This window comes from Micromonospora sp. NPDC051006 (genome assembly GCF_044456245.1).
Taxonomy (GTDB): Bacteria; Actinomycetota; Actinomycetes; order Mycobacteriales; family Micromonosporaceae; genus Micromonospora.
Map to the genome: position 1 here is coordinate 164,155 of NZ_JBITFP010000004.1, position 15,290 is coordinate 179,444.

The window sequence follows — 15,290 nt, forward strand, 5'->3', positions numbered from 1 at the left end:
GCGCGCCCCGCGCGCCCGCGGGGGGGGGGGGGGGGGGGGGGCGCGGGGCGGGGGGGGGGGGGGGCGGGGGGGGGGCGGCGCGCCCCCCCCCCCCCCCCCCCCCCCCACGGCTCCTGTCGTCAGATCGACGAGTTGTTACGCGGCCGACGGCGGTTCAGCAGCACCAGGAACGCGCCCATGATGACCAGCATCGCGCCGAAGGTGAGCGGTGTGCCGAGGGAGTTGCCGGTCACCGGCAGGATCTGACCGACGTAGCGGAACGTGACCGAGTTCGACGTCCCGCCCGGGGTGGTCACCGTGACGGTGGTGTCACCCGCTCGGCACGCCGGCGTGCGGAAGGTCAACGACCGTCCGTCCGCGGCCACGTCCACCTGACTCGCCGGTATGGTCCGCCCGCAGATGGTGACGGTGGTCTGACCGGGAACGAATCCGGAGCCCCCGACGGTCACCGTGGTGCCGCCGGCGGCGGGCCCCTGACCCGGGTTGAGCGTGCCGATCACCGGCGGTGCGGCCTCATAGGTGAAGCCGTCGGGTGCGGTGGCGTTGGCGCCGGGGATGAGGACGGTGACGTCGACGGTTCCGGGTGTGCCGGGTGGGGTGACGACGGTGAGTGAGGTGCCGCTGGGGTCGACCACCAGGTTGGTGCCGGGGACGCCGCCGAAGTTCACGCCGGTGGCTCCGGTGAGGCCGGTGCCGGTGATCGTGACGGTGGTGCCGCCGGTGGTGGGTCCTTCGTCGGGCACGATCGAGGTGATCGTGGGTGCGACGTAGGTGAAGGTGGGTGCGGTGGCTTCCCCGGCGGGGAAGACCAGTTCGACCACGGCGGGTCCGGCGGCGTTCGGCGGGGTCACCACGGTCGCGGTGGTGCCGGCCGGGTTGACGGTGAAGTTGGTGCCGGGTACGCCGTCGAAGGTGATTCCGGTGGCTCCGGTGAAGCCGGTGCCGGTGAGGGTGACGGTGGTGCCGCCGCTGGTCGGTCCGGTGGTGGGTGTCAGGTCGGTGATCACCGCGGTGCTGCCGTCGGGCAGGTAGGTGTAGGTCAGCGGGGCGGCGGATCCGCCGCCGGTGGTGACCACGACCGAGGCGGGTCCGACCGCGCCGGGCGGTGTCACCGCTGTCAGTGAGGTTCCGTCGGGGGCCACGACGACATTGGTCGCGGGTGCTCCGTCGAAGGTGACCGTGGTGTCACCGGGCACGAATCCGGTGCCGGTGATCGTCACCGTCTGCCCACCCGACTGCGGACCCTCGTCCGGCGTGATCGTCGCCGACGTCGGCGGTGCGGCCACGTAGGTGAAGCCGTCGGGTGCGGTGGCGTTGGCGCCGGGGATGAGGACGGTGACGTCGACGGTTCCGGGTGTGCCGGGTGGGGTGACGACGGTGAGTGAGGTGCCGCTGGGGTCGACCACCAGGTTGGTGCCGGGGACGCCGCCGAAGTTCACGCCGGTGGCTCCGGTGAGGCCGGTGCCGGTGATCGTGACGGTGGTGCCGCCGGTGGTGGGTCCTTCGTCGGGCACGATCGAGGTGATCGTGGGTGCGACGTAGGTGAAGGTGGGTGCGGTGGCTTCCCCGGCGGGGAAGACCAGTTCGACCACGGCGGGTCCGGCGGCGTTCGGCGGGGTCACCACGGTCGCGGTGGTGCCGGCCGGGTTGACGGTGAAGTTGGTGCCGGGTACGCCGTCGAAGGTGATTCCGGTGGCTCCGGTGAAGCCGGTGCCGGTGAGGGTGACGGTGGTGCCGCCGCTGGTCGGTCCGGTGGTGGGTGTCAGGTCGGTGATCACCGCGGTGCTGCCGTCGGGCAGGTAGGTGTAGGTCAGCGGGGCGGCGGATCCGCCGCCGGTGGTGACCACGACCGAGGCGGGTCCGACCGCGCCGGGCGGTGTCACCGCTGTCAGTGAGGTTCCGTCGGGGGCCACGACGACATTGGTCGCGGGTGCTCCGTCGAAGGTGACCGTGGTGTCACCGGGCACGAATCCGGTGCCGGTGATCGTCACCGTCTGCCCACCCGACTGCGGACCCTCGTCCGGCGTGATCGTCGCCGCCACCGGCGGTTGGGGCGCGAGCGGACGCTCACAGGTGGCCTCGGCCACGATCACGGTGCCGACCGGGATGTTCACCGGCGCTCCGAGAACGGTGCCGGTCAGGGTGAGGGTGGCTCGCACGGCGGCGGCCGTCGCACCCGCCGCGGTCGTGACCTCGGTGCGGGTCAGCGAGGCGTTGAGGGCGGCATTGGCCACGCCGGCCACCGTCACCGCCGCGCTCGCTTCCACGCTGGGGCCGTTCGCCACCAGCGCCACCGCCGAACCGAACAGCTCCAGATCGACCAGCGTGGTGTCCGCGACCTGCGCGCCGACCAGCGGACACGAGACGCTCGCGGTCGCCTCGGCGGCGTCCAACACGTCGATACCGAGCACGTCGAGGTTGAGGCCGTTCACGCTGGACAGTGCGGACGACACCGCCGCTGCTCGCGTCGCGGTCACCTCGGCGACCGTTCCGCTCGCGCTCACCCCGACCGCACCCGGCACGGAGATCGCGAGCAGGGTCGAGGTGTCCGTACCGCCGCCCGGCGGCGCGGTCGCCGTGCCGATGACGGCGTCGGCGCTGACCACCGCCACCCCGAGGACCTCCGCCGACAGGTCGACGACGACACCCCTCGCGCTGGCGCTTCCTGGCTGTGCCTGGGCGGGAACCCCCAGCCCGACGCTGGCTACCGCACCGACCAGCGTCGCCACCGACGCCGTCGTGAATCTTCGCAGGACAGAACCCACCGCTTCCCCCGTTCACGTCGCGAACTGGGCGCACCCGGCATGGAGCGCCCGTCATCGACTGAACGAGGGGATGCGCAAAACGTTACGAAACGGGCATTTGCCCCATTGGGTCGAGAAGGTTGGCGGCTGGGAAGCGAGCATCCTTCGTTCCTGCCCCGCTCGGACCTGCCCCGACGAGCAGCGGGGCGGCCCGACGTGTCGGACCGCCCCACCTTTGACCTGCGTCTCCCACCAACCCGCGGGTCGGTCGGCGTCACCGGCCGACCCGACCGGTCAGAACCCGAGAACGGCCCGTCCGCCCACCACCGGCAGGCGCAGCTCGCTGTCGTTCGGCGCGACCCGCAGCTCGGTGCCGCTGAGCGGCAGCAGGGTGTACTCCTGGTCGCTGGAGAACACCACCACGCCGATCCGGTGACCCGCCTGGAAGATGTAGTCCTTCGGCTCCAGGGTCCACCGGTAGTCGTACAGCTTGCCCTGCTTCACCGACTCGGTACGCGACGCGCTCTTACGGTTCTGCGGGTCCATCCAACCCCGGGTCACCACGGTGGGCGCGGCCGTCGAACCGGCCGGGCCGTAGTCGACCAGGTACGCGGTGAGGTTCGCGTCCGGCTTGTTGTCGATCGCCATCCGCAGCCGCATCTCCGGACGGCCGGAGATGCGGACGTCCCCGGCCAGCGCCGGGGAGCGGTAGGCGAGCCGGTTCGCGCTTGCCGCGTCCGGGTTCGCCACCAGGACGTCCGGGTGGATGGTCCGACCCTCGTCGACGAAGGTCTGCTCCACCTTGGCCTTGGGCTGCTTGCCCGAGGTGAGCGTGCCCGGCTCGCCGGCGCTGGACGCGGCCAGCTTCACCGCCACCTCACGGGCACCCGGGTCCGGCCAGTTGGCGTACGTGGTGTACGCCCGGTCCTCCCGCTGCAGCACCGCGGTCGGCTCGTCCATGATCCCGTTGCGCACGTTCCACAACCAGAAGTCGAACCAGCGGTTCTCGGTCTGCTTGTAGGTCCAGGTCCGGCCGTCGGGCAGGGTCACCGACGCGTTGCTGCCGGGGCCACCGTGCCCGCCCTGGTGCAGCCAGATCTTGCGCGGCACGTGCCGCTTCGCCAGCTCGTCCCACCAGCCGGCGAAGTGTTCGGTCTTCACGTTCCAGTCGTTGAGGCCGTGCACGACGAAGACGCTCGCCTCCACGTCCCGGGCGTCGAGGTAGTCGCGGTCCTGCCAGAACTTCGAGTAGTCGCCGGTGACCCGGTCCTGCTCCTCGGTGATCTCGGCGATCTCGTCGGCGCACGGCCCTTCGGCCCGCGCCTGGCCGGCCGTGTACTGGGCCAGGATGTCGGTGTCCTCACCCTGGTACGTCCCGGGCGCGACGACCAGGCCGTTGGCCCGGTAGTAGTCGTACCAGCTGCTGATCGCGGAGACCGGCACGATGGTCTTGAGCCCCTCGACCCCGGTCGTGGCCACCTGGTTGGGCAGCGTCCCGTTGTAGGAGACGCCGGTCATGCCGACCGCGCCGGTGGTCCAGCCGGCGGTGACCGGCGCGCCGGCCGCGTCGTAGCCCTTCGCCCGGCCGTTCAGCCAGTCGATGACCGCCTTGGTGCCGAGCGTCTCGGCCTGGTCACCGCTGGTCGGGCAGCCGTCCGAGTCGCCGGTGCCGACGCTCTGGCCGAGCACCACCGCGTACCCCCGCGGCACGTAGTAGTCGTCCAGCGAGCCGGGCAGGTTGGCCTTCGCCTGCGCGCGCTGGATGCCCAGGTCGAGCCCGCGGAGCCCGGAGCGCTGGGTCAGCCCGTTCTGCGGCAGGTCGTCCACCAGCACGCTCGGGTACGGCACATCACCCCAGGTGCCCTTGCGGTACGGGCTGTGCTCGAAGATGACCGGCACCTTGAAGCCCTGCGTCGCGGTCTCCCGGGGCCGGGAGATGTCGATCGCCACCCGGTCGCGGCGGCCGTCGTGGTCGGTGTCCACGGAGGTCTGGACGTACACCCGCTCCTCGATCGCGTCGGCGAGCGAGAACACCGGTTGGGTCATGCCGTCACTGACCACGATGCCTGGCGGTGGGGTGGCCGCGGGTGTGGCCGCTGACGCCGGGGCTGCGCTCAGGACCAGCGCGCCGGACACGCCGACGCCGAGTAGTGCCAGATAGGGGGGTCGACGCACGCGCGTCTCCCTTCGGTCGGGCTGGCGGCCGGAGCCGGCCGGGGGTGGATCCTGAAGATCCATTCGTGCACATGCTAAGTCCGGGTCGGTACCCCCGTCGATGGCCTTCAGCCTGAAACGAACCCCACGTCCACAGTGGCCAGGACGGGGATGACCGGTGGAGGCCGGTGAATCGGTCCCGCAAGCCCGCCGAGGTTGGGGGAGGCCAGCTGACCGCGTTCCGCCCGGGACGTCGTCACCGGCAACGCCCACCGGGGGTTGCGGCGACTCAGGCGTCGGCGGCGAGGCCGCGCAGGCCCACCAGGCCGGGCACGGCGACGCGGCCGAGTTCCCCACCGGTGGCGGAATCGTGCCAGCTCACGGAGGCGGTCTGGCCGACATGCAGCCGGCCGAGGTCGGGGTTCAGCACGAGGCCGGTGACCGGCTCGCCGACCGGCCACTCGGCCGCCGGGACGAGGTGAGCGAGATCCACGGTACGCAGCACGGGGCCGGAGCCGACGAAGAGCCGGTCCTGGTCCGCGGCGGCGTACGCGTCGCCGGTGCCCGTGACCAGGGTGGCGGTCCGGCGTACCGCCAGTTCTTCGGTGGCGATCTCGGCGACCGTGCCCGAGGTGACGTCGACGACGAAGAGCCGACGTCCGTCCGGGCTGATCGCCATGGCGTGACCGCTCGCGGGCCCCGCCCCGAACGGATGGGGCAGATCGATGCAGTACGCCCACCGCTCGGTGAGGTTCAGCGTGTGCACGAACGCGTGCGCGTCGCCCGGCCGGCCGCTGACCAGATCGCGGGTGTGCTGGTGGCCGGGCTGATGGGTGTAGAGCGTGTAGAGGACCGCGCCGTCCGGCGCGAGCACCGCCTGGCGTCCGTCGCCGCGCATCTCCTCCTCGGCGCCGGGTGGCACCGGCGCCTTGGCCCGGGTGTTGAGCGGGCCCGGCGCGGTGGTCGCCAGGTCGACGACGCGGACCCGGTAGCGGTCCGGAGCCGTGGCCGGGAGCCATTCGAGGACGAACAGCCCCGCGAGATCCTGGGTGAACGCCTCCGGCACGAAGTTGCCGCGCAGCTCCAGCCGGTGCCGGACCCCGCCGGCGTCGGCGACCAGCACCGGGGTCACGTCGCGCCCGCGCGGCCGGCCGGTGGTCACGCCGACGTCGTCCGGGGTGAGCGCCACCGTCGTGCCACTGGTCGAGACGGCCTGTGGTGTCCAGCGCCCCGGCAGCGTGACCCGGGCGGAGGCGCGGCCCGAGCCGGTGTCGATCCGCCAGAAGGCGGTGTCGGCGCCGGCGGCCTCCGTCGCGTAGATCGCCCGCCCGTCGGCGGTGGCCACCGAGCGCGGGATCCTCTGCCGGTCCTGACCTCGCAGCACGGTCAGCCCGTCGTCCACCTCGACGAGCAGCACGTCGGGGACGCCGGCCGCCGGGGCTGCGGTCGGCCTCCGGGCGGCGTCGCAGCCGACCAGCGCGGCGGCGCCGGCACCCGCGAGCGCGGTCAGGACGGTACGGCGGGAGATCGGTGCCTTGGCCATCATGTCGGGGTGACACCGCGAGACCCGGCAGGGTTCCCTCGGCCGGGTGGGAACCCGCCCGCCGCGGGCGGTGTCATGAGGGTGGATCAACCGGAGGTTCCACTGGACGACGACGAACTCGTCACCCGCGCCCAGGCAGGTGACCTGGAGGCCTACGAACTCCTGGTCGCCCGGCACACCGCGTCCGCGTACCGGACCGCGGTGCTCCTCGGCGCGGGCTCGGATGCCGAGGATGTCATCCAGGAGGCTTTCGTGAAGGGGTACCGCAAGCTCTCCCGCTACCGGCGCGAGTCGTCCTTCCGCTCCTGGCTGCTGGCGATCGTGGCCAACGAGACCCGTAACCTGCACCGGTCGCGCAGCCGGCGCGACGGGCTGGTGCTGCGGGCCGCGGCGGCCGACCCCGGGTCGGAGGTGACCGGCGACGGCGCGGTGGGTGCGGTGCTCGCCGCGGAACGCCGCGCCCTGCTGGTGCAGGCGCTGCGCCGGCTGCCGGAGAAGGACCGTGAGGTGATCGTGTGCCGGTTCTTCCTCGACCTCAGTGAGGACGAGACGGTGACGATGCTGGGCTGGCCCCGGGGCACGGTGAAGTCGCGCACGTCTCGGGCGTTGGCGAAGCTGCGCGGCCTGCTCGACCTCCAGGAGGTCCACCGTGGATGACCTCGAGCGAGAGCTGCGCGACCTGCCGGCGTGGCTGGAGACGCCCGACGCGCCCGACGTCACCGCCCGGGTACGCGCACAGCTCGCCGCGCCCGCGCCGGGTCGACGGCGGTGGCGCTACTACCTGGCGGCAGGCCTTGTCGCCCTGCTCGTCGCGCTGTTGCCGCCGGGGCGGGCCGCCGTCGCCGACGCCGTGGCGGGTCTGCTGCGCTTCGCCGGCGTCACCATCGTGACGTCACCGGGGTCGGCGCCCCCGAGCCGTACCGCGTCGCCGCTGCCGTCGCAGCGGCCCGCCGGGCTGGATGAGGCGCAGCGTGCGGTGCGCTTCCCGATCCGCGTGCCGGCTCGGCTGGGTCCACCTGAGCAGGTGCTGGTCGCCGACCCCGACGGCACGGGCCGATACCGGGTGGCGACGCTTCTCTACCGCGGCGGCGCGCTGCGCCTCGACGCCTTCGACGGTCAACTCGACCCGGTCTTCGTGAAGCGCTCCAGCGCGGCCGAGCTGGTCACCGTCCACGGTGACTTCGCCGCGTGGGTCGCCGGACCGCACGCGTTGACCTACGTGGATCGCGCGGGCGAGGTGCGGGTGGAGACCGCGCGGCTCGCTGCCTCGACCCTGATCTGGCAGGAGGCCGGCGTGAGTTACCGCCTCGAGGGCGACCTCGCCAAGGCCGAGGCGATCGAGATCGCCGACTCGCTGGGATAGGCCCACGGAACCCGGAGGGCCGGGCCGGTGTCCTTCCATCGCAGGCACGAGTCGGGTCATCGAGACTCGACGCTTTCCCGGAGGGTGCGAGATGAGGGCATGGGGCAGGGCGGTGCTGGCTTCGGTGGTCCTGCTGGCAGGTTGCACGGCCTCCGGTCGATCGGAGACGCCAGGCAGTGCTCCGGCAACCACGGTCGCCGGCAGTCCGGCCGCGGGCGGCTGCGGCTCGCGGATCGAGACGGGGCCGCTGCCCGACTGGGCGACCCGGGGGTTCAGCGGGGACGCCCGGGTTGCGCACGTCCTCGGCGCGAAGGGCGACATCGTCGCGGTGCTCTTCGGCAATCCGCTGCGGGTGGACAGGACGGACGGCTCCAACAACAAGATCCTCTGGGTCTCCCGTCCCGCGGCGGCTTCGACCGGCCCGACGTCGTCGCCCGATCTGAGCATCACGGCGACGCTGGAGGGGTCCGACACGCGAGTGATTCGGGAGGTCCGGGGCGGCCCCGGCCCGTCGATCATCGACCTGCCGCAGGCCGGCTGCTGGCACGTGGAACTGCGCTGGTCCGGGCGTGCCGACACGATGGACCTCGTCTACGCCGAGCGCTAGGCCGGGGGAGTCCCTGCCCCCGCGGCTCGGGCGCCGCGCGGGCCCGGCGCGCCCTGCGGTGGCGAGATCGGTGGCTACCGGGCAGCCCCGAGGTCGCTTACGTTGGCAGCGACCCAGTTCGGAGCCCTACCCGATGTCGTGGAGGTCCCGGTGCCGTACAGCGCTCTGGCGATCCGGCTGTTGATCTCGTGCCCCGGTGACATTCCCGCAGCGGACATCCGCATCGTCCAGCAGGCCATCACCAAGTGGAACGGGATCTACGGCGAGAACTTCGGGGCGGCGGTGGTCCCGATCATGTGGAGTGTGCACGCCGCCGCCGCGTTCGGCCGCCCGCCGCAGGACGAGTTGAACGACCAGATCGTCGACCGCTGCGATGTGTGCATCGCGATGTTCGGGTCCCGGCTGGGTACGCCGACGGCCGTGGCGGCGTCCGGTACGGCCGAGGAGATCGAGCGGCTCGGCGCCGCCGGCAAGTACGTGGGGGTGCTGCGGTCCCGCCGGCCGGTCGATCCCGGCGGCCTCGACATCGCGCAGATGGCGGCCCTGCAGACCTACCTCGACGGGCTGCGCCCGACGGCGCTGGTCCTCGGGTACGCCGACGACGCCCAGCTGAGCGACCACGTCGAGAAGATCCTGGTCGCCGCGGTTTCGGCGCACGGTACGCGGGCCGCCACGCTGAGCGCGCCGTCGACGGTTCCGGGCGCGGAGGTCTGGCCCCGGGTGCAGTCCGAGGACCGGGTGCGGCTCGACTCGCACCGCTGGGTCAGCAGCCTGCGGAACCGCTACCTGGTGCTGCACAACACCGGCAGCCGGCCGGCGCTCGGTGTGACCTTCGTGCTCGAGAAGGATCCGACGGATCGCGGCGACCTCTGGACCGTCGCTCTCGCGCAGCCCGGTGATCCGTCGATCGACGCGATAGCACCCGGAGGAGAGGTGCGATTCGCGCTCGTCGCACAGATGGGCAGCGCGCAGCAGGTGCGATGTGTGGTGCGCTGGAGCGACGATCGCGGCTCGCACGAGAATATGTCGACATTGCGACTCACCTGACCTGAACCGGGCGCTTCCCGATGCGAAGAGCAGGTGATATGCGTCGATTGCTGGGTCCGCACACGCCTCGTCCATCCGGCGGATTTCCTCTGCCGTACCAGCGAATCCAAACATCGGCATTCCTTACGTAGCATGACGGTGTGGGGGACCGACATTCAGATCTTGACGAGATCATTCAGCTGAATCGCGCGGTTCGGCCCGCCGAGGCGGCGAAGCGGTTCGAGCGGCTCATCGGGCAATTGTCCGAGGCGGATCTGACGGATCTTGATGCCGACCTCCAAGCGGCTCTCGCGAGTTTCCTGCCGAAGCGGCGAAAGGGGCTCGCCGCCGCGCTCGCGGCCCGTCGGGCCGGCCCGGTGAGCCAGCCGCCCGCCCCGCCGGCGCACGTGCCGGTCGGCTCGGCGCCTCCGCTGGTGCCGCTGAACCGGTTGGCGACGACGCCGAGGCCCGTGCCGCCGTCGGACCGGGCCGCCGCCGCGCGGGTGGGCGCCGTCGCGCCGGCCCGCCCCGTGCCGTCGCCACCACCGGCCGCGCTGCCGCCGGTCGCCCCGATCACGCCGGCCCAGGCCGTACCGGCGAGGTCGGGCACACCGCGACCGGCCGGCGGCGACATCGCCGCGCGACTGGCCGAGATCCGGGGCCTGTTGCACCAGGTCAAGCCGGGCGAGGCGGAGGACGCCGTCCGTGCGCTCGTCGCGGAACTCGGCGACGACGCGCTGCGCGCGCACTCGTCCGCGCTGTACGACGTGGTCGACCGCTTCCTGCCCAAACGTCGGCGCCAGCTCGTCGAGCTCCTCGACGAGGCGCTGTCGCGCGTCTCGCCCCCGGAGCCGGTGGCGTCGGGCGTCACGCCCACCCGCGACCCGTCGGCCGACGACACCGTGGGCCTGGTCGAGACCCCGGCCCCGGTCCACCTGGCGGCGGTCAACGGAGTGCGGCCGGCGACGCCGTCCCCGTCGCCGGCGCAGCTGATGAGATCCCGGCCGCGGGCGGGCACGACCGTGCGGTCGGGTGGGCCGGTCCGCGACCCTGACCCGGCGTACATGAACTACCGCTTCACCGAGGAGCTCGACAACCTCAGCAGGTCGCACATCTTCCAGTGGGCGACGTTCTACCGCGACGTGTTGTCCGAGTACTTCGAGGCCTTCCTCATGGAGGTGGTCGAGGACGACCGGAGCCAGGTGCCCGACATCACGAAGAGCGCGTTGATGCACCATGCCCGCGACATCTTCAGCAAGGGCTACAGCCGCCTCAGGACCACCCAGGGGTTCTCCGAACACCATGCGTTGAACAAGTCGCTGAGCGGGTTGCAGCGTTTCCTCGACCTGCCCCTGGAGCTCTACTCGTCGCGGCTGGCCGACGCGCACCGCGACGGGTCCGCCTGGTCGCTGCGTCGACTCTGCTCGGCCATGCTGTTCGGCATCCTGCACGGCTACTCCGATGTGCGCTTCGAGCTGACCGGCCGGCAGATCCTGCCGCGCTTTCCTCGCTCGTGGGCCTACGTGCTGCCCTTCCTCACCTCCGAGGACCTCCACGAGCTCTCCACGCTCATCGAACCGGGCCAGTTCCACGACGGCGTCGCCGACTCGGTGTTCCCACTGGTGGAGGTGGTCGACAAGCTCCTGCGCGCCGACCCGTCGAGGGGCCCGCTGCCCGCGCTGTCCCAGTACGTCGGGGCGTCGCGCCGCCTGGACGTCTCGCTACGACCGGCGCTGAACGCGAGTGACGCCCGCCCCGTCGAGGTGCAGTGCTATCTGCTCGCCGACTTCGTGGAGCGGCACCACATCGAGGAGGCGCTGTCGCGGGCGGTGAGCGTGGTCATCGCGCCGCTGCGACCGGACATGCGCGCCCGGGTCGCGGCGGTGGAGCGGTTGGCCAAGATCGTGGTACCCACCGGCGGACTGACCAGTGACGTGAGCGCGGTCAACCAGCTGACGGAGCTGCTCGAAGGCATCATCTGGGAGACCGCGGAGGACGCGCGGCTGGATCGGCCGATCAACTACAACTTCGCGCTCGGCTTCCCGATCGAGAACCCGTTCTACGCGCTGACCTACAACCACGTGTACCGGCACAGCGTGCGCAATCTGATGAACTCCTTCGAGCGCCGCAACGGGGTACGCCTCTGGTGCAGCGTGCGGCGCAGCGGTAAGACGACGGCCTGCGCGGCGGACCTGGGATCGACCACGGGCACGTCGGTGGTGATCACCCAGACCTGCGACGACACCGGTCAGGTGCCCGACGGCGGCGTCTTCTACGGGCGCGTGCTGGAGGCGCTCGACGGGGGACAGCGGCTACCGGCCGGGTTCGTCATGAAGACCGTGGCCGAGTGCCTGACCGGCCAGGCCACCAACGCCGCCCGGTTCGTGCTGGTGCTCGACGAGTACGAGACCCTCTTCGGTCAGCTCAGCTCGTACCTGGTCAGCCGGCCCGAGCTGCGCTATCTGATCGTGCAGCCGCTGCTGAACCAACTCGTCGAGTTCACTCGGGACAACCTGCTGGTCTTCGTGGGCCAGCAGCCCAACGCGCACTTCATCCTGCTCGACCAGAACCAGCTCAGCCCGGTGGTCGAGCAGGACTCGTTCCCGCTGTTCACGCACGACGCGTCGGCCGCCACCTCGGGCGAGTTCTACGAACTGGTCCACAAGGTCATGAGCAACTACGTCGACCTCGAACCGGAGTTCGTGACGATGGTCTACCGGGAGACCGGGGGCCATCCGTTCCTCACCGTCAAGCTGCTCGTCGCATTCATGGAATGGCTGATCAACAACAGATATCCGGTGTCGCACCTGCATCCCGTTCGAGCCGAACTGTTCGCCGCATTCGCGAGGGAGAACCTGACGAGCAACAAGATCGCTTTCAGCGAACACTACGACTTCTTCAAGGCCGCCGCCGCGGCCCATCTCTCCGCGCGGGACCGCCGGGAGAATCCGTGGCTGCACTCGGTCTACTCGATCCTCCGCGCGCTGTGCCTGGAGTCACCGACGACGCTCTCGTGCACCGAGGACGAATACAACATGCTCGCGGCTCGCGAACAGATCACATCACCGACCCATCTGCTGACCACCGCGCGGGCGGCGAACTTCCTGGCGTTCGACGGCGACGTGGTGCGTCCACGCATCCCGCTGCTGGCCCGGATCGCCGCCGCGGTCACCCCGGTCTGAGGTAGCCCATGCACCACACCCCGACCCCCGCCCTCGTCGCCCGTACCGTCCGCGACCTGTTCGCCGACACCACCGCGCAGATGTGCGCCTACTGGCTGCCCGTCGACGGCAGCCGCGACGAGTACGGCCAGGCGCTGGCCGAGGAGCTCGGCGACGCGCCGATCGTGCCGTTGATCATCCGGGCGGAGCGGTTCGACAACCCCAACGCGATCATGGTCGAACTGGTGCACATCCTGGAGCGGAACAAGCAGCGCTGCCTCGACGCCCTCGGCCACGGCCGGGGCGACACGCGGTTCGCGCTCGTCCTGCTGGCCCGCACCGACCTGGGCGTCTCCCAGTCTTCGTCGCCGGTGGTCCTGCCCGACTGGTTTCCCCACCTCGGCGGCCAGAGCATCCACTGCTATGTCTACGACCTCTCCTGGCGCGTCGAGGTGCCGGTGGACTCCGCCGAACTCGGCCTGCCGGACCTGCATCGCCGGCTGTTCGCGCTGGAATGCGCGCTCGTCCGCCGGCTCGTCGACGTGCACGAGTCGACGCCGCAGGCGCAACGCGGGCTCTTCGACGTCATCGGTCGACCCCGCGACCCCGGCTGGGCGTGGGTGCTCTCGGAGGCGGACGCGGAGCTGGGCAGCGTCGTCAACGTGGCCGGCTACCGTCCCACCGTCCGGCACAGCAAGTCGATCTCCGCCCGGTTGTGGGAGGTGAGCCGCAAGGCTCGCGGGCAGGAGATGCAGGCCTGCGCCGGCGCCCTCGCAACGGCGCTGGGCATCACCGACGACAGTCAGCTGCGGCCGTGGCGTCAGGGCCTGCTCGGGCTGCTCAACGGCACCGCGGCGGTCGACGGCCGGGCGCCTCTGCAGTTCGCCCTGCACACCGTCACCACGATCGCGGCGACGTGCGAGTACTTCATCTGGGAAGCGCACCCCGAGCGTTACCAGTACCCCGTCACCCTGCTCCGGCTGCTCATCGACGAGATGAATCGCAGCCTGGGCGACGCCGAGAGCACGATCAACGGTCTGCGCGAGACCTGGGAGCCGGTGGGCGGCGACATTCCGGAGCAACGACGCGTCGAGGAGGCGGTCCGTGGCGGTCAATGAGGTGGGCGTCCTGCTGGTCGACTGGGAGAACCTGGCCGGCGCCATCATCGGTCGGGGCAAGTCGGTGACCCGCCAGATAGTCGACGACTTGTGGGCGTACGCGAACCGGGAGTGCGGCGGTCAGCTGCAGGTCCACATGGCCGCGGCCCGGTTCGACCCGTCCATCGCCACGGCGATGCGGGAGCGGTTCATCGTCGCCGACGAGGTGCGGAGCACCAAGGAACAGGCCGACATCAAGCTGACGGTGCTCGCGATGGACTACCTGCACCAGGGGTGTCGCCGCTTCATCCTGGTCACCGGCGACCAGGACTTCATTCCGCTGATCCAGCGCCTGCGCGACGACAGCAGCGAGGTCCTGGTCATCTACGGTGACCCGAACCGGCTCGCGACCGAGCTCCGGCAGACGTTCGCCACGCCCGGGCTGAACTCGGTCGACATCGACGGCATCACCCGCCTGCTCGATCGCAGGCAGGAGACCGGAAGCCGTTCTCTGCTCGGCCTCCTGGAGCTCCAGCGGCGGGGCACGATCCTCGGCGGGCCGGAGAAGGGCAACCGCACGGCCACGCTGGCCCGCTGGGGGATCCTGCCCAACGAGGACGACGCCCAGTACCGCTCGCTGGTGGACTCGCTGGCCGAAAAGGTGTTCCGGCAGGACGCTGCGGTGAGGGCCGGCAACGACTGGGTCGCGAAGGGATCCTGGCGTACCTATCTGGACTTCGGCCTCGGCCGCATGGCGGATGTACGCGCCGTCGACCACGTCGTGCGTAGCCTGCTCGCCCGACCGCAGGGGCTGACCATCGCGAGCCTGCGCACCGGCCCCTTCCGGACCGACGACGGTACGCTGCTGGACCGCGCGCTGGACGCGCTGCTGACCGTCGAGGCGATCCGGCTGGGCGCGGACAACAGGTACACCATCGTCCCGCCCGACCTGACCCTCGGCTATCTGGAGCCGCTGTGGCGGGTGTACAGCGCGGTCTCGGCCGAGTGCTACCGGCGGGAGGTCCGCAGCATCCCGTACAACCAGGTCGAGTCGCTGCTCAACCGGGGCGGTGTGGGCCAGGGCAAGGACCAGCGAGCGGCCGGCCGGGTCGGCGCCGCGCTCACCTACGCGCGGGCCGCCGGCGTGATCGACGTGGTGGCGGTGGACGGCAAGCGCCATGCCATCGCGCCGGTCTCCGCACTCTGCCGGCCGTTCGAGCACGCCTACCACGAGATGTACCGGTCCTTCATCTCCGCCACCGACCCGGTCCCGGAGCTGGAGGTGCTCCGGTTCATGGAGGACCGGGACCGCGACAAGGCCGATCCGGTCTTCGGCTTCGACAGCCGAGACCGCCATCGGATCCTGCGCATCCTGAGTCAGTCCCGGCTGATCACCTGGCGGGACCACCAGGTCGTCGTCCAGGAGTCCCGGTGGGGGCGGGCGGGCGCGCCGCTGACCCGCCGCCCGTGACGGTGGTACCGAGCGCCGTTGACGATGACGACGCCGGGCGCTAACATAGCGAGTTAGGGGAGCAGTGGATGGCAACGGCGAATTGACGTAACCGTGGTCCGATCTGACTCAATACCCGGCCCCA

The 15,290-nt window shown here is 71.3% G+C and carries 10 protein-coding genes; 7 read left to right on the top strand and 3 right to left on the bottom strand.

Going from position 1 to position 15,290, the window contains the following annotated elements; all coding sequences use genetic code 11:
* Positions 1-119: 119 nt before the first annotated feature.
* From ACIBBA_RS09420 to ACIBBA_RS09430, 3 genes are all read right to left on the bottom strand, one after another.
* Complete coding sequence (locus ACIBBA_RS09420; protein WP_396695437.1) at positions 120-2,729, bottom strand: IPT/TIG domain-containing protein; 2,610 nt, start codon at positions 2,727-2,729, stop codon at positions 120-122.
* Positions 2,730-3,038: 309 nt separating this feature from the next.
* On the bottom strand, positions 3,039-4,919 hold the full coding sequence (locus ACIBBA_RS09425) for a Xaa-Pro dipeptidyl-peptidase (RefSeq protein ID WP_396695439.1): 1,881 nt from the start codon (positions 4,917-4,919) through the stop codon (positions 3,039-3,041).
* A 268-nt stretch (positions 4,920-5,187) separates the two neighbouring features.
* Entirely contained in the window at positions 5,188-6,441 is a 1,254-nt protein-coding gene (locus ACIBBA_RS09430) for a YncE family protein (RefSeq protein ID WP_396695441.1), read from the bottom strand.
* Between the two features lie 81 nt (positions 6,442-6,522).
* Here ACIBBA_RS09430 and ACIBBA_RS09435 point away from each other — a divergent pair, with 81 nt between their 5' ends.
* The 7 genes from ACIBBA_RS09435 (at position 6,523) to ACIBBA_RS09465 (ending at position 15,166) form a co-directional block, all read left to right on the top strand.
* Entirely contained in the window at positions 6,523-7,098 is a 576-nt protein-coding gene (locus ACIBBA_RS09435; protein ID WP_396695443.1) for an RNA polymerase sigma factor, read from the top strand.
* Positions 7,091-7,804, top strand: coding sequence for a hypothetical protein (locus ACIBBA_RS09440; protein WP_396695445.1), 714 nt, complete (start codon positions 7,091-7,093; stop codon positions 7,802-7,804). The genes ACIBBA_RS09435 and ACIBBA_RS09440 overlap by 8 nt, the downstream gene beginning before the upstream one ends.
* Before the next feature lie 91 nt (positions 7,805-7,895).
* Positions 7,896-8,411 carry a hypothetical protein gene (locus ACIBBA_RS09445; RefSeq protein WP_396695447.1) on the top strand — a complete coding sequence of 172 codons (516 nt, stop codon included), beginning with the start codon at positions 7,896-7,898 and terminating at the stop codon, positions 8,409-8,411.
* 150 nt (positions 8,412-8,561) lie between these two features.
* Positions 8,562-9,458 carry a hypothetical protein gene (locus ACIBBA_RS09450; protein ID WP_396695449.1) on the top strand — a complete coding sequence of 299 codons (897 nt, stop codon included), beginning with the start codon at positions 8,562-8,564 and terminating at the stop codon, positions 9,456-9,458.
* Positions 9,459-9,598: 140 nt separating this feature from the next.
* Positions 9,599-12,619: a hypothetical protein gene (locus tag ACIBBA_RS09455; protein ID WP_396695451.1), complete on the top strand. Its 3,021-nt coding sequence runs from the start codon at positions 9,599-9,601 to the stop codon at positions 12,617-12,619.
* Between the two features lie 8 nt (positions 12,620-12,627).
* Entirely contained in the window at positions 12,628-13,716 is a 1,089-nt protein-coding gene (locus ACIBBA_RS09460; protein ID WP_396695453.1) for a hypothetical protein, read from the top strand.
* Positions 13,703-15,166, top strand: coding sequence for an NYN domain-containing protein (locus ACIBBA_RS09465; protein ID WP_396695455.1), 1,464 nt, complete (start codon positions 13,703-13,705; stop codon positions 15,164-15,166). The genes ACIBBA_RS09460 and ACIBBA_RS09465 overlap by 14 nt, the downstream gene beginning before the upstream one ends.
* Positions 15,167-15,290: the final 124 nt, after the last annotated feature.